The following is a 24,487-nucleotide window of genomic DNA, read 5'->3' as shown; positions in this document are numbered from 1 at the left end:
ACGACCTGGTGCATCGGCGAGAAGCGGCTCGATCAAACACCATCTGGCAGGCAGACCATGCACAATTCGGCATCCTTCTGGTTCGGGAAGACGGGCAGACTTCGCGACCTTGGCTGACCATCGTAATCGACGAGTACAGCCGCGCTATTGCGAAAAGAAAGCCCAGACCGAATAGTCTGGGCTTTCTTGGTCTATTCTTCGCGGCTGTCGTTATGGCTTGGACAGTTGCAAGCCCATTGAAAACGTCGTCGCTCTCATTGAGCCCCGTCTCCGAGTCCTTGTCTGTTATCAGGCCTTCAGCTCGAGGATCACAGTTCCTTATCGTGCGACTCTTCAGAGTATATGAAAAGGTCTCTACTGCCTCATCTGAGGTTGAACTTTAGCTCCATCCGTAACGGCATCGCCCGGGCTCAGGACGACGGTATCTCCGGCTTCGAGACCTCCGACAACTTCAGTCTCCGTTCCCAAGTCTCGTCCAAGGGCGATGGAACGGAAGCGAGCTACGTTATTTGAATCAACGACTATCGCTTGCGGTCCGGCCATCCGGATCACCAGCGCATTGGCCGGCAGCAGGACGGGAGCTCCTGCCCCAGGGGGCAGGTCAAAACTAACGGTTGCATACATACCCGGCAGGATTCGACCGTCATTCTTCAGGTCTACTTCAACGAGAAGCGTGCGGGTGTTGGTGTCGATGCTTTGGCTGGTGCGTTCGACCTTGCCGGTGTAGATCCTGCCAGGAAGTTCGCGAAAAGCAACGCTGGCGAGATGCCCCTTCACAATGCCGACGGCGCTCGATTGCGGAACGTTGGTGAAGACACGCACCACGGAAGCCTGCCCGATGGTAAACATCTCGGTCACGCTGTTTTGGCTCCCTGAGCTGATCAACGATCCCCGGTCGATGCCGCGCGAAAGGATGACTCCATCGAACGGCGCTACGACGCGAGCAAAGGAGGCTTGTTCCGAGAGGGAGCGGACATTGGCCTCGCCAGCCGAGATGTTTGCATTAGCTGCGGCGACGTTGGCGATATCGGCGTTTGCCTGCGCGAGACGCTGATCGGCATCCTGTCGAGCGACAACGCCTTCTTTCTGGAGGCTCTGCCAGCGCTCATTGGTAACCTTTGAAAGCTTCGCATTCGCCTCGGCCTGTTGCAGCTGCGCCTTTGTCTGAAGCAGGCTTGCTCTAGCCTGCATGAGCGCCTGTGCAGTCTGTGGGTCGTCGATCTCTGCCAGGAGCTGGCCCTTACGGACGTGGTCTCCGATGTCTGCATATCGGGCCTTTACGTAGCCAGAGGTACGCGCATAGATCGGCGTCTGGTCAAAGGCCTGTACCGTTGCAGGAAGTTCAATGTGACCTCCCGCCTCGCCCTGCTTGAGCTTCGTCACCAGGACCGTCGGAGGTCCTGCGGCGGTTCTGGCCTCAGCCTCAAGAGCATCACGGTGATGCAGCTTCGGGATCAGAAAGACGATCCCCAGGACGAGGAGGAACAAAAAGAACGCGGCAACGCTTATATAAGGGGCGCGGCTGGAGCGAACGGAATCGGCCTTGGTGATTTGAGTCATCTTCTTTCTCTCTGGGGGGTGCCTTCTACTCTGACACCTCTTCCATCTGAATCACAGTTGGTTCCTTGCTGCGAAGTCGGCTATAAATCAACGGCACAATCAAGAGCGTTGTGAAGGTCGCGACAATCAGGCCGCCGATGACAGCGCGGCCTAGAGGAGCGTTCTGCTCTCCGCCCTCGCCCAGGCCCAGTGACATGGGCAGCATGCCGATGATCATGGCCAGTGCGGTCATCAGGACTGGGCGCAGACGAGTGGCTCCCGCCGACGATGCGGCCTCGATCGCGCTGAGGCCCGCGGCACGCTGATCGTTGGCGAAGGTGACCATCAGGATTGAGTTCGCAGTCGCGACTCCGACCGTCATGATGGCTCCCATCAACGATGGAACGCTAAAGGTGGTGCCACTCAGAAACAGCATCCAGAGAATGCCGCATGCGGCTCCAGGCAACGCCGTAAGAATAATGAACGGGTCCAGCCAGCTCTGGAAGTTCACCACCATCAGTAGGTAGACGAGCAACACGGCGAAGATCATTCCCAGGCCCAGGCCGGTGAAGGATTCGCGCATACTCTTCACCTGTCCGCGCATCGTAATCGTCGTTCCCGGGGGAAGCTCCTTGCGATACTTGTCGATGACCTTGTCGATATCCCGCGCCACGCCGCCCAGGTCGCGGCGATGGGCATCGGCGAAGACGTCGAAGACCGGCTGCACGTCGTAGTGATTCGTAACTGCCGGGCTGAAGTTGCGATCGACGTGCGCGAGATTGCTCAGCATCTGCGGTCCTGGCGCGACACTCAAAACGGGGGCGGCCGCAGCGGGGTCCGTGGCAACCCCACGCGCGTTTCCTGTCGTCACAGGGATGCTGTTCAGTTTTTCGATGGAGTCCATCTGGTACTGCGGGGTCTGCACTACCACTGAGTAGTTGACGCCGTTCTGCGGGTTCAGCCAGTAGTTAGGAGAGGCCTGTCCGCTGCCCGCGAGTGCATAGAGCATGCTGTTGGCGACTCCACCGGCCGTCAGTCCGATCGTCTGAGCGCGGCTGCGGTCGATGTTCACCAGGAACTCGGGAGCATAGACCACCTGGTTGATGTGCACGTCGGTCGTTCCGGGAATCGCGGCCACCTCACGCCGGATCCTCTTGGCGACCTCGTAGTTCGAGTAGAAGGCTCGACCGCTGATCTGGATATCAATGGGAGCAGGCAGGCCGAAGTTCAGAATCTGGTTCACGATGTCGGAGGCCTGGAAGTAAAACGTCACATCGGGAAACTTCTTCTGCAAGACCTCACGCAGGCGGATGCGGTAGTCCATCGTAGGATGATGGCCTTCCTTGAGCGCGACCAGGACCTCGCCATCCTGCACATCGGTCAGGCTACCGTCACCGAAGGCGAGATTGAAGCTGCCATTCGGAATCCCGATGTCGTCGAGGATGAGGTCGAGTTCCTTCGCCGGGATCACGTCGCGAATTGTCGCGTCGACCTCACTAAAGATGCGCTCCACCTCTTCGATACGGGTTCCAGGAGCAGCCCGGACGTGCAGCCGGAAGGTTCCGGCATCGACTGTGGGAAAGAAGTCCTGCCCGATGAATGGCAGCAGGCAGGCGGAGAAGGCGATGAACAGAGCGAAGCATCCCAGCGAAAAGGCCGTGTGGCCAAGAACCCAGTCGAGCACACCGTGATAGCGCGCGCGAAAACGTTCGAAGGCATCGTTGAAGCGGAAGTGAATGCGCCAGATCCAGTGCGCCTTTGCGGCAACAGAGCCGTGCTCTGCGCCCGGCTCGTGCTCCTGATACATCTCCACCTCACTGGCCAGAAGAAACTTGACCATCGTGGGGACCAGGGTTCGCGAGAGCAGATACGAGGCGAGCATGGCGAAGACCACGGCCATGCCGAGCGGAGTGAAGAGGCTTTTCGCCGCCCCCGAAAGGAAGACCACCGGGACGAAGACAATGCAGATGGCGAGCGTCGAAACAAAAGCAGGTACGGCAATCTGAGCAGCCCCATCCAGAATCGCAGATTCGATCTCTTTTCCTTGCCCCAGATTGCGGTGGATGTTCTCGATCTCGACGGTCGCGTCGTCGACGAGGATGCCTACCGCGAGCCCGAGGCCGCCAAGTGTCATCGTGTTCAGCGTTTGGCCAAGGAACTTCAACACGATGATCGAGGTCAGGATCGAGAGAGGGATCGAGATCGCGACGATCAGGGTGCTGCGCCAGCTTCCGAGGAACAGCAGGATCATCAACGCCGTCAGGCTGGCGGCAATGATCGCCTCGCGGACGACTCCCTGCAGCGCGGCCCGCACAAAGAGGGACTGATCGAATCGCAGGTCGATCTTCAGATCGCGGGACAGGCCCGCCTGAATCACCGGCAGCCGTTTGCGCACTCGCTTGACGATGTCAAGCGTCGAGGCCGAAGCCGCCTTCAGGATCGTCAACAAAACGGCTCGCTGACCGTTGACGCGAACGATGTTCTGCTGGATCGCGAAGCCCTCGTGGACGTGGCCGATATCGCGGATGTACACCATCGCACCGTTCACGCTCTTGATGGGCAGGTCGTTCAGTTGGTCGAGAACCTGGGGACTCGCGTTGGTGCGGACGATATAGTCCGTCGTTCCCACCTTTGCCGTTCCAGCAGGAAGAATGAGATTCTGCGCAGTCAGCGCGTTGACGACGTCGGTCGGAGATAGACCCTTGGAGTAGAGTTGGCCCAGATCGAGGTCGACCATGATCTGGCGCGCCTTACCTCCATATGGCGCGGGAACCTGCGCGCCCTGTACCGTCGCCAGTTGGGTGCGCACGAACTGAAGCCCGAGATCGTAGAGGTCAGACTCCGACAGTTTGTCGCTGGACATTACCGCCTGCAGAATCGGCACGTTGGATGCGCTGAACTGGAGAATGAACGGCGGAGTCGTTCCCGGAGGAAGAATGCGCAGGATGGTCTGGTTCACCGCTGTCACCTGCGCGACCGCGGCTTCGATCTTGGTCCCAGGCTGAAAGAAGATCTTGATGACCGAGATGCCGCTCACGGACTGCGATTCGATGTGCTCGATATCGTTGACCGCCGTCGTCATCGAGCGCTCACTGATCGTCGTGAAGCGCTTTTCCATCTCGTCGGGGCTGGTGCCGGAGTAGCTCCACACCACGGTCACGACAGGAATGTCGATGGTGGGGAAGATGTCCGTGCTCATCGTCTCGATGCTCACGATACCCAGGACCAGAATCAGCACTGCCATGACGACAAACGTGTAAGGTCGCCGGAGTGCCAGCCGAACAATCCACATAGCAGATGATCCTTCTTCGGTTCAGTGACCTAAATTCTATGCCGGGGAAGCAGAACCATTGTGTCACGAGAAGCTCCGATCATCGGATCACTGTGCGTTTAACGGCCACGACCAGGGCCTAAACCCCGATCGAAGATTCCGGAGGGGCAAGCCGGGATTCTGAGCGGATGCTTCTCTGGTGGCGGAACGGAGCAAACCTTGGATTGTGTCCTGCGTCTGCTCCACCGCTCAACGGCTCGACGCCATTCGCTTGTTGCAGAATGTGTTGCAGAAAGCATCTATGCACTGAAAGCAGAAATCGGGGGCCTCAAGTCAAACCGAGTTTCGGTTCCCCAATGCATCGGCTCTCACTTTGTTTGTTTGTGACATAGCTTATGGAGCGATTTAGAGCGATTCACAAACCGTCGTTTTTGATGGGCTCTCATTGAGCCGACTGGTCGGCTGGGTCTTCATCTTTGGCGGATGTGTTGGGAGCGCGCTCTACTTGGCGCTAATCCCTGTAGACCTGTTCCATTCCCGATGATCGAAAGAGGATTGAATGGAGCCGAAGTCCCTCAAAACGGATTACCGGCAACGTCGGGCGAAGTTGCCGAAAAATAGGATGAGCAGGTCGTTCCGATCGGAGAGACTGTTCGCCATTAAAGACGGCGCAACACCCTATCTTTGAAGTTCCACACAGCAACTCGAAGGTCGAGATGACGATTGGTATCGACCTTGGAGATGTCTGGAGCCATTACTGCACGGTCAACCAAGATGGTGAAGTCGTAGGCCGAGGGAGATTTCGAACACCCCCCGCAGGAGTGGACAAGTGGTTCACCGACCTTTGTTTGTGCTCTGAATCGACCGCCGGATCGCGTTATGTCACTTCTCCGGATTGACTTCTATCGATGCCACCTGTTCCAGCACAAGGCGATATTCATAGACCGGTGCAGGACTCCAAAATCCATAGAGGCCAATCATCTTCCCGGAAGCATCCAAAACTATTCCCAGTTGAACCCTCGCTTCCTCGGGAAATCTTCGAAGGATCTCGGGGAAGTAGTGCGTGGACCTCCCCGAGACCAAAGCACACCAAGCTGAGGTACTTGGTGGAGCGCCCAGCACTGCGAGTGTAGCGCTCAATCGGAAGTCGGGCCGTGACTCCCTGAATCTGTGATGTCAGATTTACAGACTTGGTGGGCCGCCTGCCATGTTGCATCATTTGACGCTCTCCTTATGCCTTGGTGATCCCGCATGCCGGGTGCTATGCAGGCAGAATCCCACAATGCATTCTCGTAAAGTGGACCGCAACCTTCTCTCGTATTCGTCTACTAATTGAGAGGTATTCGCATGTCGGACCCCCTTGTCACCTATGTAAACGATCACCTTGGTGGTGCCCGTATAGCTCTTCAACTCCTCGAAGCGATGCGGGATCAACATGATGATCAAAACTTTCGAGATCTTGCCTCAGTGTTGTTGCCGGCGATTCGAGACGATGATCACGTTCTCGGTGCCATCGCAGAAAGGATCGGTCCAGGCCCAAGCCCTATCAAAGAAGTGGGCGGATGGATTCTTGAAAAAGCAGGACGACTAAAACTTGGTCATACCGGTTCAACTGATTTCGCGATGTTCGAGTCACTCGAATTGCTCGTGCTGGGCATACACGGAAAACTGTGCCTCTGGAAAGCACTTCTGGTGGTTTCTAGGACGGACTCTCGGCTGGAAGGTTTCGATTTCGAGGCGCTAAGCTGTAGGGCTCAACAACAATACGATCGGGTTGAGAAAAATCGACTCCATCTCGCACAAACGGTCTTTCTCAAACGAACGTGAATCGTTAATACACCAAACAAGGTGATTCAGGGAATTCCTGTTTGGCTCGAGGACTAAGCGTTGGCACTTGCATTTCTATTATGGGCCTCGGAGAGGCCTCCCCGGCATTCCCCGAGACCCTTGAGACGGAGCGCACGCTCTTGACTTGAGGCGCTCGAGGCGGGCCTTGCGCAGACACCACCAGTTATTAGGATGTCCGTTTAGCAAATTTGGTGGTCGTTGCTGGATTCCGCCTGCGATGTTGCAGACGGTATGAAGTCTCATGCACCAACCAATTGTGAGGGTTCGCCTCACAGGCAACAGGCGACCGACAGAGCTGGTTTTCTTATTCACCCGGAGTAAGTGAAGGACACGGTAATTCTGTTTGCGTCTTGACGCGACCCGATTCCTTAACCGAGCCCTATAGCATTCGATCGAGACGAGCTGGCGGAAGCGGTTGAATCATTGAAAGGGACGCTGGAGGAGTAGCGTCGCAGCCCTGCGGACATCAGCGAGCATCCAACCGTTACAGGAGGGTTTTGAAATGCCTACGAACCCTATAGAGACAGCCAAGCTCTCCCTCGCCAGATCCCTTGTCGAACTGGCATGGGATGCGGGGAGCATCCCCCAGACCTTCGACGTTGATTACAAAGGCACAGACTGGGAGGTCGCCGTAAGAATTAAGGGGATAGAAGTCAACGACCATCTCGGTGGGCTGGAAACGGATTTTACCCATGAACTTCCGGAGTGAAGCGATGGCCCATTAGCAGAAATCAGATCATATGTGTGGTCGCTATTATTGACGCTTGGACAAACGGAAGATCGCCGAGGCCTTTCCTCGCGCGTGCGGAAAAGTGCGGCAGACTATCACTTGCTGTTCAGCAGCGTTTAGGCGAAATAAAAGCGAGAGTCATCCATAAATCAAAACTGGTTTATTTCGTATAGTTTGTATACTTCTCCGATGCCCTTGGCCTTTCTTCATGACTCTTTCGCTTCTGCTTTGTTCGTCTAGGTTTTGGTCGTCGGAGTCGCGGTTTTCCTGTTTCTTCTGACCAGCTCACATCCATAAATCACGCATAGATCTTCTGTGACAACGTCAACTTCCTCAACTTCCATCGCCACCTCCTAAGTTTTGGAGGATTTCCGCTATTTCTTAATTTTCTACCTTGGATGAATCTGCATCGCAGCTTCTCAGTGAAAAGGAAAGACGGACGCGAAGCCAAGTTGCCGAAAACCGGACTTTACGGGCAGTTCGACGACGCGTTCGGAAGTAGCCGAAGTCCTAATTTTCGGGGGCTGGCGCGTTAGTGTCCAGACCGCGAGAATTTCCATCTGAGCCACACGTAGCGAAATAGCCCCAGAACCATTGACATGGTTCCTCCTAGGAACACACCGCTTACAACGATGGTCAGAGAGGCGATGAACCAACCACCCATGTCCTCCGCTACCGTCGGTGTTAAAGTCTGCATCTAAACATTGATTGCGCTTGATTTGGAGTTTCAGCGAATGAGTGATCCCCTATGCACCGATCCCAGCTACGAAGATTTTGAGCACGAAGAACGGGAACTTGAAAACAGCGGCCTCTGCTCTGAACTGACGCGAAGACGTTTCATGCAGACTGCCGGAGCTTTATCGGCCGCCGTGGCTGTCGGTCTGCCTGAGATGGCAATTGCAGAAGTCCCCGATACAGCGAGACCGATCACATTGACGGTGAACGGCAAGGCGCAAGCTCTTTCACTGGATACGCGGACGACATTGCTGGACGCTCTGCGAGAGCATCTGGATCTGACCGGCAGCAAGAAGGGTTGTGACCACGGACAGTGTGGCGCTTGCACGGTCCTCGTTGATGACCGCCGAGTGAACTCCTGTCTGATCCTGGCATTCGCTGCCGAGGGATCAAAGATTACGACCATCGAAGGGCTGGCGAAGAAATCCGATCCACAGGACGTGAGCGAGCTTCATCCAATGCAGGCAGCTTTTCTTGAACATGATGGGTACCAGTGCGGATATTGCACACCCGGGCAGATCTGCTCGGCGGTTGCAGCAATTGAAGAGCACAAGCGGGGGACTCTCTCGATTGTGAGCCTGCATACAGGCAAGACAGACAGGCCAGAGATGACTGACGACGAGATCAGGGAGCGGATGAGCGGCAACATCTGCCGCTGCGGAGCCTATCCCAACATCGTCGCTGCAGTGCGGGCGGTAGCTAGAGGAGTATCGGCATGAACACCTTTAATTATGAGCGGGCGACTACGTCCAGGGAGGCCGTACACGCGGGCGCGGCGCGTGGGGCGAAGTTTCTGGCTGGCGGAACAAACCTCGTGGACCTGATGAAATATCGGGTCGAGGCGCCGACGGTGCTCGTGGATATAAACCGTCTCAATCTAAAACAGGTGACTCAGGATCCGGATGGTGGTGTAACGATCGGGGCATTGGTGCGGAACTCAGATCTGGCAGACCATCCAACGATCAAAGAGAAGTATCCGCTGCTCTCTCAAGCGCTGCTAAGCGGCGCGTCTCCACAGCTACGGAATATGGCCACGACAGGCGGAAATCTATTGCAACGGACGCGTTGCTATTACTTCACGGATGTCGAATTTCCTGCCTGCAATAAACGTAATCCCGGCTCGGGCTGCGCAGCTGTACACGGATATAACCGGATTCACGCGATCTTAGGGCAGACCGACAAGGGAGCAACCAGTGGTGAAAGTTGCATCGCTACCCATCCGTCGGATATGTGTGTCGCGATGGCCGCGCTCACTGCGAAGATTGAGGTAGAAGGGCCAAAGGGAAAACGGACGATCCCGTTTGCGGACTTCCATCGGCTGCCGGGCAGCACACCTTGGGTCGAGACAGCATTACGGCCGGATGAGCTGATCATAGCTGTGAGCCTGCCTCCCTCAAAGTTCGCAAAGAACGCTTACTACTTGAAGGTTCGCGATCGGAACAGTTATGCGTTCGCCCTAATCTCTGTCGCAGCCGGACTTGAGGTCAACGGGAATATCGTCACTTCCTCCGGAATTGCGCTTGGTGGGGTGGCTCTCAAGCCATGGCGTCAGATGGAGGCAGAGCAGGCTCTTGCGGGTAAACCGCCTACCCCGGAGAACTTCAAACACGTAGCGGAAATCCTGCTGCACGGGGCAAAGGGCTACGAGCACAACAAGTTCAAGATCGAGCTAGCAAAGCTAAGTGTGGTGCGCGCATTGACTCTTGCATCGCAAGCTACAGCGGGAGGGCCGCAGGCATAATGCAGACCACGGAAACGAATCCAAAACCAGTTAAAGAACTTGGACATCGCTATGAAGGGTTCGCGAAGGTTACAGGCAAGGCGAAGTACGCCGCCGAGTTCTCCCAGCCATTCTCGAAGCGAGACATGGTTTATGCCTTTATCGTTCAAGCCACCATTCCAAGCGGGACCATTGTGTCGATCGACCGCATCTCGGCTGATAGAGCACCTGGAGTGGTTGCGATCCTGACTCCTTTCAACGCGCCAAAGCTTAGCCAGGCGCCTCCGCAACCTCCCGCGCGAAGAAACCTCAGCCTTCTTCAGGACACGAGTGTCTCGTACAACGGGCAACCTATCGCACTGGTCGTAGCAAATTCCCTGAACGAGGCGAAGGCTGCTGCTGCAATGTTGAAGGTGAAGTACGTACCCAAACCTCCTCAGCTGAGCTTTATGGAACGGCGCGGGGATGCTCGATGGCCAAAGAATCCGGGTAAAGAACCTGCAGGAAATCATCGCGGAGATCTGCAGGCAGCATTCGCTCAATCCTCTGTCACCATCGAGAACACCTATGTAACTCCCATTCAGCACCACAATCCGATGGAAACTCATGCCACGATCGCTTGGTGGGAGGGCGAGAAGCTCAACGTTTACGATGCAACGCAATACATCTCAGGGGTTCGCATGTCCCTAGCGAAGTCGCTCAATATACCGCTGGACTACGTACGTGTTGTGAATCCGGTGGTTGGCGGCGGCTTTGGATCGAAGGGGTCGATGTGGTCGCATGTACCTCTTTGCGCCATGGCATCGAAGGTCACAGGCAAACCGGTAAAGCTAGTGCTTGAACGCGGGCAGATGTTTGGTCCAGTGGGCGGCCGGCCCGCGACGGTGAATACAATCAAGCTTGGTGCAGGCGCGGATGGCAAGTTGCTGGCGATGCAACACGACGTCGTGATGAATGGTTCAGTCATGGAGGATTTCGTGGAGCATGCAGAAGGGCCTACAAAGACTCTTTACATGAGTGAGGCTAACTCGGTTAGCGCAAGGATCGTTGAGGTGAATCTCGGGGTCTCGACGTTCATGCGTGCGCCAGGAGAAGCTCCCGGAACCGCAGTGCTCGAAGTCGCAATGGATGAGCTGGCCGAGAAGTTGAAGATGGATCCCGTAAAGCTGCGTCTGGTGAACTACGCCGAAAAAGACCCAAGTCACGACCGGCCCTGGACAGATAAGCATCTGCGGGACTGTTACGCCCAGGCGGCTGAAAGGTTTGGATGGTCAAAGCGAAGCGCTAAACCGGGGACGACGGTCGAGGGCAATGCGCTGATTGGATATGGGATGGCAACGGCGACCTATCCTGCTAATCGGAGTGCGGCTCAGGCGGTCGTCCGTATGCTGCCTGGTGGAAAGATGTTTGTTGGCTCAGGCACGCAGGATCTGGGAACGGGAACGTATACCATCATGGCGCAGCAAGCTGCGGCGGGCTTGGGAATAGACCCCAAATCGGTCGAAGTGAAGCTTGGTGACTCGACCTTACCTAAGGCCCCTGTATCAGGAGGCTCTCAATCGTCTGCGTCCGTACTGCCTGCTATCCAGGATGCCACGACGCAGTTGAAGTTGAAGCTTGCGGATCTGGCGATTGCAGACACTGGATCGCCATTACATGGCCTGAAGACGATCGACATCGATGCGCAGGACGGTATGCTGATCAATAAGAACAATCATTCGCAATCGGAAAGCCTTGTTGATCTGATCGCTAGAAACGGAGGCAAACCGGTTGAGGCAATGGGGTCGGCAGAGCCTTCCGAATCGAAGGATTCCATGAGCTCGAGTTCCTGGGGTGCGGTCTTTGTTGAGGTAGCCGTGGACAAAGATACGCACATGGTAAAGGTTCGGCGCGTAGTCGCGACATACGATATTGGCGCGCTTCTAAACCGTAAGACTGGTATTAATCAGCTGATGGGTGGAATAGTTTGGGGTATTTCATTTGCACTGCATGAGCAGGCGCATATCGACCCGGTGTACGGGCATGTTGTGAACCAGTCCTTGGCGGAGTACCACGTCCCGGTAAATGCGGATATCGGAACGATCGACGTTACGGTACTCAATATTTCAGACGTGAAATTCAATCCTTTAGGATCACGGGGCATAGGTGAGATTGGTATTACCGGGACCGCCGCTGCGGTTGCGAATGCAATTTACAACGCGACGGGGAAACGCGTCCGGGAATACCCGATTACCCCAGACAAAATTATGATGGCGTGAAAGTCACACGCCCGATGCTGCTTCTCGGTTCGATCCGGGGAACATCGTTTCAGCTCGCTCGACGATCTCAACGAGTCCTCGTGTAGCTTGGATCGCAAAGTGGCGTAAATGTTTGAGCACTATTTGGGGCTTACCGGTACCAAGCGGCACCTAGAAGCTGGAATTTCCATCGCGTCTTCCGATTTGGTAGAGACCGATTTCCCGGTAAATCGGGGTCGTTCATAAAGACAACCTGCGCCCAAGCCTCTTTGCGGTGAGAGGACAGCCCGCAGCGCTGAGATGCCGCTTACGCCATTTATCGCTCAAATATTTACGCCAGATGACTCTCAAAACAACAGCGAGGTGTCAGAGGCAGAAGATCGGTACTTTCAGGAACTATAAAGACCCTTCGCCGCTTGAACCATGCCCTACATCACGGAGTCAGGTGTGAGCAATTTGCAAATCACAGCTGGACGTGAAGTCCTGCTGCAAATGCTTCGAGTAGATTCCAGCCCTCTTCCCAGTCTCCATCGCCTGGCTCCGTGGAAATGTGCCGCGCGGCCCGACAGAGACGAACCCCGCCTTCCACCCTTTTGCCAGCCCGGTGGCCACCTCGATTGGGCAATACGGATCATCCGTGCTCGCAATGACCAGCGCAGGGTAAGGCAACGGCGACTCTGGAATCTGACTGAACGACGGAGAGGGAAAACCGTCGCGTTTGAAGTTTGGAGGCGCCACGAGGAACGCTCCGGCGATCGACTGGTCCGGGCGATGACGATGCGCCCAACAGACGCTTAGCAAGCAGCCCATGCTGTGAGCCACGAGAATCGGAGGAGCTGGACACATGTCCACTGCCCTATTCAGCGCTGCCATCCAGTCGTCGAGCTCAGGAGCGGTCCAGCTGTCAGGCTCCAGTCGCAATGCATCTGGCCTTCGCGTCTGCCAGCAACTTTGCCAATGCTGGGGTCCGGAGTCGTTGCGCCCCGGAAGAATCAAAAGAGGACTACGCACTGTTCATGTCTCCGATGAATGCCGATCGTTGGATAGGCCGTAGTGGCTGTCTTTACGTTGATTGGGTTCCGGGAAGTATGTTGCGAAACCGCAATGCGTCTAGTCCCTGCGGCGACCACTCTCCATCTGCTGAAAAACCCTTGCATCAGGCGGGCTAGGATCAAGATGAGTGGGGCTGCGATCCCGATCGTCCTCGCTGTGGGGCAAACCGCAATAATCAGGGTGCTCAAAGCCATGAGCAACACGGTAGCGGTAAGCGCCGCCCGGCGCCCAACTCTATCTGCATATCCGCCAAATATAGCAGCCCCTAAGGGGCGCGCGAGGAAACCGACCCCAAACGTCAAGAACGTGGCCATGAGTGAAGCAAATTCACTTTTCTCTGGGAAGAAGGCGTGAGAGATCTGTACGGCAAACGTAGCGAAGACAATAAAGTCGTACCATTCCATCATATTGCCGTTGCATGCGGCAGCAACTGCACGGTTCTTGCTTGAAACGGTCCAAAGAGAAAGCGACATGCAGGAGGAACACGGCAGCGTGTTTCTTATTCCAAGACTTGAACTGTAGCTTTCGACTTTAAATGGCGACGAGTTTCGGAATTATTTGGTGTAGTATTTCGGGATTAAGTGGCGTACATGGAGCCAACTTCTTCGCTCAAACCCTGCAAAAATGTCCATGTTCGACAGCGCAAATCCGTTTTCCATGCGTAAGGAGCGACTGGAAAATGCATAATACTTTTTCACTTTCCTTGTTGCGCTTCAGGTCATGGCAGCTGTTCCTGCGTGGAATTTCGTCCGAATGGCAGTTACCGTTTAGAGAGGAACCCGCATAAAATTACAACTGTGAAGTGTGTGGCTTCAAATGACATATCTCGGGACGAACTGCTTGATCGTCAGATGGAGCAGTTCTTTCACGTCACCACAGACGCAATACTATTCCTCGACCGCGACTATAACTTCACCTTCCTGAACCGCCACGCAATCGAAATACTGGCGCCAGCCGGTACGGACTTTGTCGGTCGCAACATGTACGAGCTCTTCCCCGCCGCCCTTGATCAAGGGGCTCCTTTCGCTGACGCCTATCGTAATTCAATGGAGCGCGGCATTTCTTCCGACTTCGAAGCTTTCTACGGTGCGCCGCTTAATCGGTGGTTCCGCATTCAGAGCCACGCGGTAGAAAACGGCATGATGATTGTCTTCCGCGACGTCACCCAGCAACACCACGATCGCGAAGCCCTCCAGCGCAAGACTGAAGAGGCCGAACGTCAGCACGCCGAGCTGCTCACCATCTACGGCACAGCTCCCATAGGCCTCGCGCTCTTCGATCTCGACGACTATCACTATCTTCGACTGAACAATCGCCAGGCTGCTTTCTTCGGTCTCAAACCCGAAGATATTGTCGGCAAGACGCTTACGCAGATGGCCCCGATCGAAGGGCTCCGCCAACTTTTCGATCAGGTCGCGGGCGGCGAGCCCGTTATCAACTATCCGCTCGAGGGTACACTCGTCACGGACCCCTCCAACTACCGCTACTGGACCGTCAGCTATTTCCCCGTCTACGGCTCCGATGGCGAGGTACAAGCCATTACTGCGGCATCACAGGAGATCACCGCGCAAAAGAAGGCCGAGCAAGCCCTTATACAGAGCGAAAAGCTTGCCGTGGTAGGACGCCTCGCCAGTTCGATCGCGCACGAGATCAATAATCCCCTCGAAGCAGTCACCAACCTACTCTATCTCGCACGCCGCGCCGAAACTCTCAAAGAAGCACAGAGCTATATGGAACTGGCGGAAGTCGAGCTTCGCCGCGTCTCCGCTATCACCACCAACACGCTGCGCTTCCACAAGCAATCCAGCGGGCCGCAGGAGGTTGATCTCAATAGCCTCGTCGCCGAGGTCCTCTCGATCTACCAGGCTCGCATCACGAACGCGAAGGTCGTCGTGGACAAACGCTTATCCGTCAAAAGAAAGCTCTTGTGTTTCGACGGCGAGATCCGTCAGGTCATCTCTAACCTCGTAAGTAACGCACTTGACGCTGTCGTCGACGGTGGTCGCCTCCAGTTACGCAGCCGAGAATCCACTCAGCAGGCGACCGGTAAGCGTGGCATCACCATCCCTCTCACGAGCAGCAATGAGGAGTCTGTCTTGGGAAGTAACGAATAGATATTTTTTCCGCGCTATAGTCCCGGATGTTGAGACAGACATCCGAAGAGAGAGATTGGACGTCCGCCTTAATCATTGGCTTCTATCGAGGCAAAGACCTCATCTATGCAGCCCGCGTTCGTGCCGGTTACTCTGTCGAATCGGTTTGGATGACTGAGAGATTCTGACCCTCGTTCAGACTGATGGGGAAGGACTTGGTTTGTCCTGGCTCCTCTTCAATCGCCTGAATGGGCACTGAATAGCGTTCAGCCGCAATAATCCCTATCTTTTCAGGTTCAGATGTCAACCTATCTTTACTCTCAAACCTCCGCACGACCCCGCGAAAGCCGGTAACCACTCCGACCATCGAACAGGAGACTACATAAGGCTCGTGCCCTTCGTCGAGCCGAATATTGAGCAGAAAATCGGGGATGAATTCGGCGTGATCGAGCATTGACAGTCTCCTACCAAATTTGGATGCGAACCGCGAGTCGTGAGTGCGGCGTTTGTCATTCCAACCCCGGATGGATCGTGATCTCCGATCGAAATCTACTGCTGTTTGTGCCTCAGCGCCTGCGACATGAACGTCGGAGGCATCCAAGAACATGAGACACAATCTCAGGTGAGGCAAACTCATGGCCGATCAAAAGAAATGCGCGCATCCTTCCTGCACCTGCACAACGACGGAGAAATACTGCAGCACTTACTGTGAAGCGAACAAAGATACAGTCGAATTAGCCTGCAACTGTGGCCATCCTGCCTGCAAAGGAGACATCTCCTAGCTCGTGGGAGCTTAGGTCGCGGGCTCGTCAACTTTCGTCCCGCGACCGGAGTTCTCAGTGATCACAAATTACATTTCTTTATGCCGTTACACGCTCAGTCGGACACCGCCATCTAATCTTTAGGAGGCCCGCCATGGATTCTGACCTGGGATCAGGCGTCAAAACTGCAACGTGTCCCATCTGCGATGGAAAGATTGAAATACCGGCTCGTGCTGTCGATGCCGAAGGCAACTACTCGATTCAATGCATGAAATGCAAAATTCCTGTTAGTGGTGAGGTCCATCCCGACCCTGGAACCCTCTGAGAAATTCCGGTTTTTCTTTTACATTTCGTATAGTGTTTTCGGAGTTCTCGTTCGCCTGGTCAACTCGCCATCGTCCCTCGCCAAGCGGGTTCATTTTTAGAAAACGCTCGCATCACTTCCTTCTGCCAGTTGATCGCGTGACAAATGGCGCAGTCCTGAAAGTGGTTTCTGATTTCCTTTTCAAGTACGCTCACTTGGTAATGGGCACTCAACCGATTCGAAGTAGAAGGGGATTCAATTTCCACGTCGCCAAGCTGGCGATACGCTTCCAACAACCTAAGGCCTAACGCATCCAAATTTGGGCACCGCAAATCATCCATCTCAATACCTCTCGCAAAGATCTCTGCATGCTGTCGTCTGCTCTCCTGTCCTACCTGTATTTAACCGAAGACCAGCTTCGCCAAAGGATGGAGATATGACGATTTCTTATGATGCAGCACGACCGTGGTGTGGATGCCAAGCCCTCATACTATGTCGCCTGGATGCCACAGATATCAAGCCGGTTAAGACGAAAATATCCGTGTGATGTCCCAAATCCATTCAGGCTATTGAACGGCGCTTACCGATCACGGTATCCCGGTCCGACGCAAGGTGAATTGTGCAACAAGGAGGTGTCGGTCTAGTTGGAATAGCACGCGAGAACGGTCGAGCGTAGGACGTAGGATCAGAGGCGAAGTGAAAGTTGCTAAGAACGTTTTGTAAAGATGCCCACCTGGATCCTAAGAAAGGAATTCTATTGATTTTCTGCATCGCTAAGCAGCTTTAGAGAGCGGCCGCCGACGATGATCTTATCGGCCAGTTCAGCAGTGCCGAATGGATCCTCGGCGTTCTCCGTATCAATGGCCAGACACCAGGGTTTTCCGGAAGGAGAAGGTGGAAGCGTGAATTCAACTCCATCTTGAGCCGCGTTTACAACGAGGAAGAATGTGTCGTCGACGATGGGATGGCCCTCTTCGTCGATGACTTGTAGCGTTTGACCGTTGAGCAATATCGCGATGGAACGACTCCAGGCAGTATTCCAGACCTCATCCGAAACTTGATTCCCGTCTGCGTTGAACCAGGCGATGTCTTGAATAATTGTGTTCTCTCCTTTTCTCCGGATTTCGCGATCCTGAAAGAATTTGCGACGGTGAAGGTTCGGATGCTCAAGGCGAAAGTGGATCAGCTTGCCGGTGAAGTCGAGCATGCGTTCGCGATAACCATCAAGGTTCCAGTCATGCCATGTGAGTTCGTTGTCTTGGCAGTAGCAGTTGTTGTTGCCTTGCTGAGAACGGGCTATGTCATCGCCCCCGTTCAGCATCGGTACTCCCTGGGAGAGCATCAGAGTTGCAAGAAAGTTCCTCATCTGACGCTCCCGCATCCGATTTATGGTTTCGTCGTCTGTGGGGCCTTCGACGCCCATGTTCCAGGAATCGTTCTGATCGGTGCCGTCCCTGTTGTCATCTTTGTTTGCTTCATTGTGTTTTCCGTTGTAGCTAACCAGATCACACAAGGTGAAGCCGTCGTGGGCTGTGATGAAGTTAATACTGGCATAGGGTTTGCGGCCGTCGAATTGATACAAGTCGCTGGATCCAGTTAGTCGGTTACCAAAATCAGAGAGCTGGCCAGGGTCGCCTTTCCAAAAGCGCCGTACAGTATCACGATATCTGCCATTCCACTCGGCCCAAAGAACGGGGAATTGGCCAACCTGATAGCCCCCGTCGCCCACATCCCAGGGCTCGGCGATCAGTTTCACATCCGCTAGGGTCGGATCTTGATGAATCGTATCGAAGAAGGAAGACAATTTACTGACATCATGCAACTCACGGGCAAGGGTGGCGGCTAGGTCAAAGCGGAAGCCATCAACGTGCATCTCTGTAACCCAGTAGCGCAAAGAATCCATGATCATCTTGAGGACTTGCGGATTGCGAACGTTGAGCGTGTTCCCAGTACCTGTGTAGTCCATGTAGAAACGGGGATTGTCTTGAACCGATCTGTAATAGGTGCTATTGCAGACGCCCTTCCAGCTCAGCACTGGACCCATGTGGTTCCCTTCGCAGGTGTGGTTGTAGACCACGTCCAGGATGACCTCTATTCCTGCCGCGTGAAACGCCTTCACCATTTTCTTAAACTCGTTGACCTGACCGCCTTCATCTCCGGAAGAGCTGTATCGGGACATTGGGGCGAAATATCCCAGGGTGTTATACCCCCAGTAGTCCACGAGACCCTTATCAATCAAATGCCCTTCATCGATAAAATGATGAACAGGCAACAGTTCGACGGCTGTCACCCCGAGCTTTTTGAAGTAGTCGATACTCGATTGATGGGCGAGCCCCGCATAGGTACCGCGGATCTCCTCTGGGACGATCGGATTTCGCACGCTAAAACCCTTTACATGGACCTCATAGATAATTGAGTCAGCAAGAGGTGTTTCCGGTGGACAGTCATCTTCCCAATCGAACTTGGTGTCGACTACTACACTTCGAGGAACCCCGTTCGCGCTGTCTTGGGTGTCCATCTTCAGGTCGTCACCGGAGGGGAGATCGTATGGGAAAATAGGTGCCTTCCAGTCAACCTTGCCGGCAATGGCTTTAGCGTAAGGGTCAACAAGGAGTTTGTTGTAGTTGAATCGATGTCCCTTCTCCGGTTCCCACGGGCCTTCGATTCGATACCCGTAGAGTTGGCCTGGTCTCACGTCTCGTACAAACCCATGCCAAACGAACGCTGTCCGCTCGCGAAGAGAAATACAGTCAACCTGATTGCCATCCCTATCGAATAGACACAGGTCGACCCGTGTCGCATCCTGAGAGAAGATCGCGAAATTGGTCCCTTTACTTAAAGCGGTGGCGCCTAGAGGATAGGGGCGTCCAGGAAGAAGGGTACGGTTCATAGTTTCTAGGATGCCATTCTTCAAGAAGATCGCTTGTCTCGTCCCGAGTTGTTCGGGGTTGTCAGCGTGGGGGCCTGAGGGGCCCTATCATTTGTGCAGACAACCCCTTCATGCAGTTGAAAGCGAGCTTGAAGGAAATCTATAGCTTCTTCTTCAGGTCATATGCCATATTTTTGTGTGCGGCGACCATAGTTTTTCCCTTTACCACTGCTGCGCGGAATTTGGGATCTTTGGTGTTCTTTGCTTCATCGGTAAATAGATCGAGGGCCTTCGAATGATCGGACACCATGAGATCCATGTATTCCTTATCAAAATCAGCACCTGACAGGCCATTGAGCTTCGCGTAGTCCGATTTGTGATCATCGTCTAGATCGGTAGGCGCGCTGAGACCCCACGACTGGGCAAATGGCTTCATGCTCGCGCTCATCTTCTTATGCTCCGTGACCATCTTTGCTGCGAATGCCTTTACAGCGGGGTTGGTTGCCTTCTGTTCCGCGAGCTCGCTCAGTTTGATTTCGTTGACGTCGGATTGTGCCGCCGTGGCAAGAAACTTCTTATCGTCATCTGACGGCGATTGTGCTTTGGCCGTGATCGTCATTAACGATCCCAGGACGACGGCGATTGAAGCGATTCTTCTCAGGTTTTTCATATCGGATACTCCATGGGGCGCTATGTCTTCGCTGGATAGATGCGGGCACCGATTAATACGAGTGCCCGTGGGTGAGCTTGGTTGCTCAGCCCAACAAACGCGATGCTTCCCGTGGATCGCGAGCTCTCCTGCATAGCAGAAGCAGCAAAAATACTGATGAAAACGCCCGTCCGACCACTGCAAGGGGGTCGATAAGCTTACAAGACTCCATTCCCTTGTCCGACGACGCGGCGGTCCTGTGCTCCCGACGTAAGTCTTGTGGTTTAGCAGGACTGGATTTGGACTTCACTGGCTACGTCCTCTTAGGAGTAGGCCGGGATTGGCGCCTTGCATATTTCAGCGGAATGGAGCCAAGTTATCGATCATCCGGCTCAAGCGGTATTGCGTCGGGGTCGATTGGCGGATCATCTGGAATATTGGGATCGCGCTTGTCTTGAGGCGGCTCTGGAACGAGCGGTAGATTGTCTATAAGAGGGGTTATAGGGAATCGGCGGCAAACCAGACATGATCGTTTCCTCGTATGCGGAGTAGGACGCTGTTTTTGAAGGCTGTGGCATCCTCCAGCGCATCCTTATAAAAGAAAGGCAACTAAGTGGTGAGCTTCGCAATCTCATCGAGCGGACCACCTATACCCAGAGGAGACATATGAGCGTAGAAATAATGCAGGAACCTCTCCCGAACTAAAAGATGCCCTTTCAAGCCACCTAGAAGAGGCGAAGGGGCAGGTCGCCCGCTTGGAGAAGATCGGGGAGATTGTCGGCAAGAAAATGACAGGTGAGGCTTGTATCGGCATGAAAGGTGTTTTAGAGGAAGGATCAGAGGTGCTTCAAGACACGGAGAAGGGAATCGTGCGAGATGCGCGCTGATCTCTGCATGCCAACGAGTTGAGCACTATGGTAGTTCGGACTAGAGCGGCTTCCCTTCACAAGGCGCCTTCGATATTTAAAGGTCAACCAATGGAGTCCGCTTCCGAGGAGTGGGTTGATGACCCTCCGTAATCCTTAATTTTGGCATCCAAGATGTGAATCTGGTCGCACCCATTTCATTGGATTGAATGCACCCAGCAGTTCTGCTGTGGGTGATACCGGATCGCTATTTGCCACAATCAAAGGGGTGTTTATGCTATTAATTCTTCTCATTGTCGTACTGGCAATTGTTGCAGGCGGCGGCGGATATTATATGGGGCCGGGCGTTGGCTATTATGGCGGCGGAGGGTTGAGTATCATCCTCGGTCTGATCGCTGTCTATCTTCTCTATGGCAGGGGACGGACTCGGATCTAGCTTGTCTGGTAAGGGAGGCGAGCAACCCAACGCCTCCCTAGCCCTTCTTCAGGATCGCTTTTGACGGAGGGAACTTCCTTACCCAGTCTTCTTGCCGCTTTTGTCTTACCGATCGCTTGATCCCCAGGCGAAGTAGTTGCCTTTTGTGCATCATCCTGCTTCCCTGTTCCTCTCTCCGTCAATCTTGCCGTTGATATCACCGACAGAGAGACCCTTACCCTAGCGATCTGCGAATCTACCGTATGCAGCCCAAAAGATGAATTCCATTGGCCTCGCATGTCGCTACCGCCTTCTAGACCATCTCCCAAGCTCGCGACGGAAGCATGGTATAGCCACTGCGTGCCCCCAATCGTTACCGACCTGAATGTCCAGGCCGTCCAAAAGATTGAGGGGCGCTTGAGCAACAGCAGCAGCGGTCCCGGTCCGAGGGTGCCTGACGATAGAAAGCGCGTCCCTCCGAATCCGTGTAGAAACGATGCAATCGTTCGGAAGCCCTGCTCTGTGAAGGCCAGCGGAGATTTGCTAAAAACCCACCGGAGACTCGGTCCAGCCATGAAGAAGCAGGATCGGTTTGCCGTTTGGCGGCACATCATTGAGGTATGCGATCTCTATCTCGTCGGTGCGGATCGTTTTCATATCGACAAATGAGATGCGACTGCTCCACGTGCGTGTGTCCAGGATGCATCAAAACTCCATAGAAGACTACGCCATTTCTCATAAAAGTAAGAGGAATCTCTCATGAAGTCGCTCGCGAACCCTACCATACTAAAGCCCATTGAGGATGACGATCTCATTCAGGTCATCATCGAAACACCTGCACAGAGCCGGAACAAGTTTGCGTTTGATCCCAAACAGTCCGTCTTCGCCTTGAAGAAAGTTTTACCCGCAGGCATGGTGTTTCCTTACGATTTCGGCTTCTTGCCTCAAACCTTAGCCCCGGATGGCGATCCCATCGACGTCCTTCTTCTAATGGACCAACCCGCTTTTCCCGGTGTGGCTGTGAGAGCCCGACTGATCGGAGTTATAGAAGGCGAGCAACTCGACGGCAAGAAAAAGATTCGGAATGACAGGCTTGTCGCCGTTGCCGAAGCAACGCATATGTATGCGGCAATCCGGAAGCTGTCGGATCTTCCCAACAAATGGGTCAAAGAGCTCCAGATCTTCTTCGTCAACTATCACAATCTCGAAGGCAAGGAGTATCGCCTCCTAGGATGTCGAGGAACCAAGCAGGCAATGCGTTTGATCAAACAGGCTAAGAAAGCTGCATAGCCGATATGGGCGAGATTCTGTTTAGGTTTTTGATCGGCGGCGCCGTTGTCAGTCTCTTCGCTGTATTGGGAGAGGTTCTGCGTCCGAAGAGCTTTGCCGGACTCTTTGGCGCTGCCCCATCTATTGCTCTCGCGACGCTTGGGCTAATGGTCCATCAGCACGGTAATGCGTATGCTGCACTGGAATCGCGATCCATGATCGTAGGTGCGTGCGCCTTTTTCATCTACGCGGCCGCATCGAGTTTTGTTTTGCGACGGCTGCCTTTATCAACGCTAATGACGACGTTGGCTTTGCTGCCAATTTGGTTTCTCGGCACACTCGGTCTATACAGGCTATTGAAGTAAGGATATATCTGTGATTTCTGGCCACTTAGCAGCGTTGAAACAAACGAAGCCTCACCAGTATGCAATCAGGTTTCTAATCGGTGGCCTTTGTACGGTTATCGCTGGCCTCATAGGGAAACGATTCGGTCCCGTCATTGGAGGGCTATTTCTTGCATTTCCGGCGATCTTTCCTGCCGGAGCCAGTTTGATTGAAAGTCATGAGAAGGAAAAGAAGGCGAAGATCGGAGCTGACGGTGCTGCCCGTGGACGCCTGGCCGCAAGCATGGATTCGGCAGGCGCAGCTCTCGGCGCCCTTGGCTTGATGGGATTTGCTGCCGCTTCGTGGTGGTTATTGAAGGCTTATGACGCAACCTTCGCAATAGCCGTCGCAACACTAGCTTGGTTGTTACTGGCACTCCTCCTTTGGAACCTAAGACGATATCGAATCTTTCGGGCATTCTGATGCGGTATCGAGGCATTAGTAAATTAAGGTCCGCACTCCTGGTGCCGACCTCAACTTATTTGGCTTCTGGGTTTCAGAAGGGATTTCCGCCTGCGTGCTCTGTTTATGCGACGGCCTTTTCTACCCATGGGTCAATGACGATCTTTGTGACACGGTCCTTCTTGTCGCGCCACACTTTGTACATCTCCGGGGCTTCGTCGAGAGTAATTCGATGGGAGATGATGTAACTAGGATCGATCTGCCCTTTCTCGATCCTTTCTAGAAGGGGTTTCATATAATTATGCATGTTGGTTTGGCCCATCTTCATTGTGATTCCCTTTCCAAAAGCTGCGCCAAAGGGGACTTTGTCCAGCAAGCCTCCATACACTCCCGGAATTGAAACCGTTCCTCCTTTTCGCACAGCCTGAATAGCCTGCCTTAGAACGGCTGGTCTGTCAGTCTCCAAGAGAAGTGCATTTTTGACGACGTCGTAGACGCCCTGCAGTTCCGTCGAATGAGCTTCTAGGCCCACAGCATCGATACAGGCAGCCGGCCCTACTCCGCCCGTCAAATCCTTTAACGCGACAAGCACACTGACATCATCCTCTGAGTAGTCGACTGTTATTGCGCCTAAGGATCGAGCCAATTCGAGTCGTTCCGGGATTCGATCGATGGCGATGACACGAGAGGCGCCCAGCATCATCGCACTGGCAATCGCAAACTGGCCTACCGGTCCGCAGCCCCATACAGCGACGGTGTCGCCTTCCTCAATTTGAGCGTTCTCTGCAGCCATATAGCCAGTTGGGAAGATATCAGATAGAAAGAGCACCTTTTCATCAGGCAGGTCACTCTCTATCTTCAAGGGACCCACATTTGCAAACGGCACACGCACATACTGCGCTTGACCTCCGGCATATCCGCCCATCATGTGCGAGTAACCAAACAATCCAGACCCCGAGTATCCATAAGCAGCTTCCATGAGATGAGCGTTAGGATTTGTGTTGTCACAGGCCGACCACAGCTTGTTTTTACAGAATTCGCAGCTGCCGCAGGCGATCGTGAATGGAACAACGACCCGGTCGCCTCGCTTCAGATTCGAAACCGCGCTTCCTACTTCTTCCACGATTCCCATAAACTCGTGACCAAGAATGTCGCCTGATTCCATCGTCGGGATGAAGCCGTCGAAGAGATGGAGATCAGATCCACAAATTGCGGTTTTCGTGACTTTAAGAACTGCATCATGGGGATTGAGAATCGTGGGGTCGGCCACATTCAATGTTTCTACTTTGCCGGTTCCCATCCAACAGAGTGCCTTCATATCTTGTCTCCTGAGTTTCGTTCG

19 protein-coding genes and 1 pseudogene are annotated in these 24,487 nt (G+C 54.2%); 12 read left to right on the top strand and 8 right to left on the bottom strand.

What is annotated here, in order from left to right; all coding sequences use genetic code 11:
• Positions 1–354 precede the first annotated feature (354 nt).
• Both AC5S26_RS27685 and AC5S26_RS27680 read right to left on the bottom strand, forming a co-directional pair.
• Positions 355–1,560: an efflux RND transporter periplasmic adaptor subunit gene (locus tag AC5S26_RS27685; protein WP_494188191.1), complete on the bottom strand. Its 1,206-nt coding sequence runs from the start codon at positions 1,558–1,560 to the stop codon at positions 355–357.
• 25 nt (positions 1,561–1,585) lie between these two features.
• Positions 1,586–4,831 carry an efflux RND transporter permease subunit gene (locus AC5S26_RS27680; protein ID WP_494188190.1) on the bottom strand — a complete coding sequence of 1,082 codons (3,246 nt, stop codon included), beginning with the start codon at positions 4,829–4,831 and terminating at the stop codon, positions 1,586–1,588.
• Between the two features lie 1,326 nt (positions 4,832–6,157).
• On the opposite strand from AC5S26_RS27680, the gene AC5S26_RS27675 reads away from it, so the two are divergent.
• The 5 genes from AC5S26_RS27675 (at position 6,158) to AC5S26_RS27655 (ending at position 12,101) form a co-directional block, all read left to right on the top strand.
• Positions 6,158–6,637 carry a hypothetical protein gene (locus AC5S26_RS27675; protein WP_494188189.1) on the top strand — a complete coding sequence of 160 codons (480 nt, stop codon included), beginning with the start codon at positions 6,158–6,160 and terminating at the stop codon, positions 6,635–6,637.
• Positions 6,638–7,160: 523 nt separating this feature from the next.
• Positions 7,161–7,367: a hypothetical protein gene (locus AC5S26_RS27670; protein ID WP_494188188.1), complete on the top strand. Its 207-nt coding sequence runs from the start codon at positions 7,161–7,163 to the stop codon at positions 7,365–7,367.
• Between the two features lie 755 nt (positions 7,368–8,122).
• Positions 8,123–8,842, top strand: a complete 720-nt coding sequence (locus AC5S26_RS27665; RefSeq protein ID WP_494188187.1) for a 2Fe-2S iron-sulfur cluster-binding protein — start codon at positions 8,123–8,125, stop codon at positions 8,840–8,842.
• Positions 8,839–9,864 carry an FAD binding domain-containing protein gene (locus tag AC5S26_RS27660; RefSeq protein ID WP_494188186.1) on the top strand — a complete coding sequence of 342 codons (1,026 nt, stop codon included), beginning with the start codon at positions 8,839–8,841 and terminating at the stop codon, positions 9,862–9,864. Before AC5S26_RS27665 ends, AC5S26_RS27660 begins: the two co-directional genes overlap by 4 nt.
• Positions 9,864–12,101, top strand: coding sequence for a xanthine dehydrogenase family protein molybdopterin-binding subunit (locus AC5S26_RS27655; protein ID WP_494188185.1), 2,238 nt, complete (start codon positions 9,864–9,866; stop codon positions 12,099–12,101). Before AC5S26_RS27660 ends, AC5S26_RS27655 begins: the two co-directional genes overlap by 1 nt.
• A 420-nt stretch (positions 12,102–12,521) precedes the next feature.
• Here AC5S26_RS27655 and AC5S26_RS27650 read toward each other — a convergent pair whose 3' ends face one another.
• A complete protein-coding gene (locus tag AC5S26_RS27650; protein ID WP_494188184.1) occupies positions 12,522–13,091 on the bottom strand; it encodes an RBBP9/YdeN family alpha/beta hydrolase in 570 nt (189 codons plus the stop codon).
• Positions 13,073–13,606: an MFS transporter gene (locus AC5S26_RS27645; protein ID WP_494188183.1), complete on the bottom strand. Its 534-nt coding sequence runs from the start codon at positions 13,604–13,606 to the stop codon at positions 13,073–13,075. The genes AC5S26_RS27650 and AC5S26_RS27645 overlap by 19 nt, the downstream gene beginning before the upstream one ends.
• A 378-nt stretch (positions 13,607–13,984) precedes the next feature.
• On the opposite strand from AC5S26_RS27645, the gene AC5S26_RS27640 reads away from it, so the two are divergent.
• Positions 13,985–15,247: a PAS domain-containing protein gene (locus AC5S26_RS27640; protein WP_494188182.1), complete on the top strand. Its 1,263-nt coding sequence runs from the start codon at positions 13,985–13,987 to the stop codon at positions 15,245–15,247.
• A 127-nt stretch (positions 15,248–15,374) separates the two neighbouring features.
• Here the strand turns inward: AC5S26_RS27640 and AC5S26_RS27635 are convergent, their stop codons facing one another.
• Positions 15,375–15,680, bottom strand: coding sequence for a hypothetical protein (locus tag AC5S26_RS27635; RefSeq protein ID WP_494188181.1), 306 nt, complete (start codon positions 15,678–15,680; stop codon positions 15,375–15,377).
• Positions 15,681–16,141: 461 nt separating this feature from the next.
• On the opposite strand from AC5S26_RS27635, the gene AC5S26_RS27630 reads away from it, so the two are divergent.
• Positions 16,142–16,312, top strand: a complete 171-nt coding sequence (locus AC5S26_RS27630; RefSeq protein WP_494188180.1) for a hypothetical protein — start codon at positions 16,142–16,144, stop codon at positions 16,310–16,312.
• Between the two features lie 733 nt (positions 16,313–17,045).
• Here the strand turns inward: AC5S26_RS27630 and glgX are convergent.
• Together glgX and AC5S26_RS27620 are read right to left on the bottom strand one after the other, a co-directional pair.
• Positions 17,046–19,205: a glycogen debranching protein GlgX gene (gene glgX / locus AC5S26_RS27625; protein WP_494188179.1), complete on the bottom strand. Its 2,160-nt coding sequence runs from the start codon at positions 19,203–19,205 to the stop codon at positions 17,046–17,048.
• 115 nt (positions 19,206–19,320) lie between these two features.
• Positions 19,321–19,830, bottom strand: coding sequence for a DUF4142 domain-containing protein (locus tag AC5S26_RS27620; RefSeq protein WP_494188178.1), 510 nt, complete (start codon positions 19,828–19,830; stop codon positions 19,321–19,323).
• 704 nt (positions 19,831–20,534) lie between these two features.
• On the opposite strand from AC5S26_RS27620, the pseudogene AC5S26_RS27615 reads away from it, so the two are divergent.
• The 5 genes and pseudogenes from AC5S26_RS27615 to AC5S26_RS27595 form a co-directional block, all read left to right on the top strand.
• Positions 20,535–20,696, top strand: a pseudogene (locus AC5S26_RS27615) (DUF892 family protein); the annotation flags it as partial.
• 253 nt (positions 20,697–20,949) lie between these two features.
• Positions 20,950–21,111 carry a DUF3309 domain-containing protein gene (locus tag AC5S26_RS27610; protein ID WP_494188177.1) on the top strand — a complete coding sequence of 54 codons (162 nt, stop codon included), beginning with the start codon at positions 20,950–20,952 and terminating at the stop codon, positions 21,109–21,111.
• A 738-nt stretch (positions 21,112–21,849) separates the two neighbouring features.
• A complete protein-coding gene (locus AC5S26_RS27605) occupies positions 21,850–22,380 on the top strand; it encodes an inorganic diphosphatase (RefSeq protein ID WP_494188176.1) in 531 nt (176 codons plus the stop codon).
• Positions 22,381–22,385: 5 nt separating this feature from the next.
• Positions 22,386–22,724 carry a DUF3147 family protein gene (locus tag AC5S26_RS27600; RefSeq protein ID WP_494188175.1) on the top strand — a complete coding sequence of 113 codons (339 nt, stop codon included), beginning with the start codon at positions 22,386–22,388 and terminating at the stop codon, positions 22,722–22,724.
• A 10-nt stretch (positions 22,725–22,734) separates the two neighbouring features.
• Positions 22,735–23,166, top strand: coding sequence for a DUF3147 family protein (locus AC5S26_RS27595; protein ID WP_494188174.1), 432 nt, complete (start codon positions 22,735–22,737; stop codon positions 23,164–23,166).
• Positions 23,167–23,269: 103 nt separating this feature from the next.
• Here the strand turns inward: AC5S26_RS27595 and AC5S26_RS27590 are convergent, their stop codons facing one another.
• On the bottom strand, positions 23,270–24,463 hold the full coding sequence (locus tag AC5S26_RS27590) for a zinc-dependent alcohol dehydrogenase (RefSeq protein ID WP_494188173.1): 1,194 nt from the start codon (positions 24,461–24,463) through the stop codon (positions 23,270–23,272).
• Between the last annotated feature and the right edge of the window lie 24 nt (positions 24,464–24,487).

It is taken from the genome of Edaphobacter sp. FHG110511_03 (assembly GCF_059115365.1).
The sequence above is the reverse complement of the archived record's forward strand: the minus strand, read 5'-3'. Positions and strand labels throughout refer to the sequence as shown.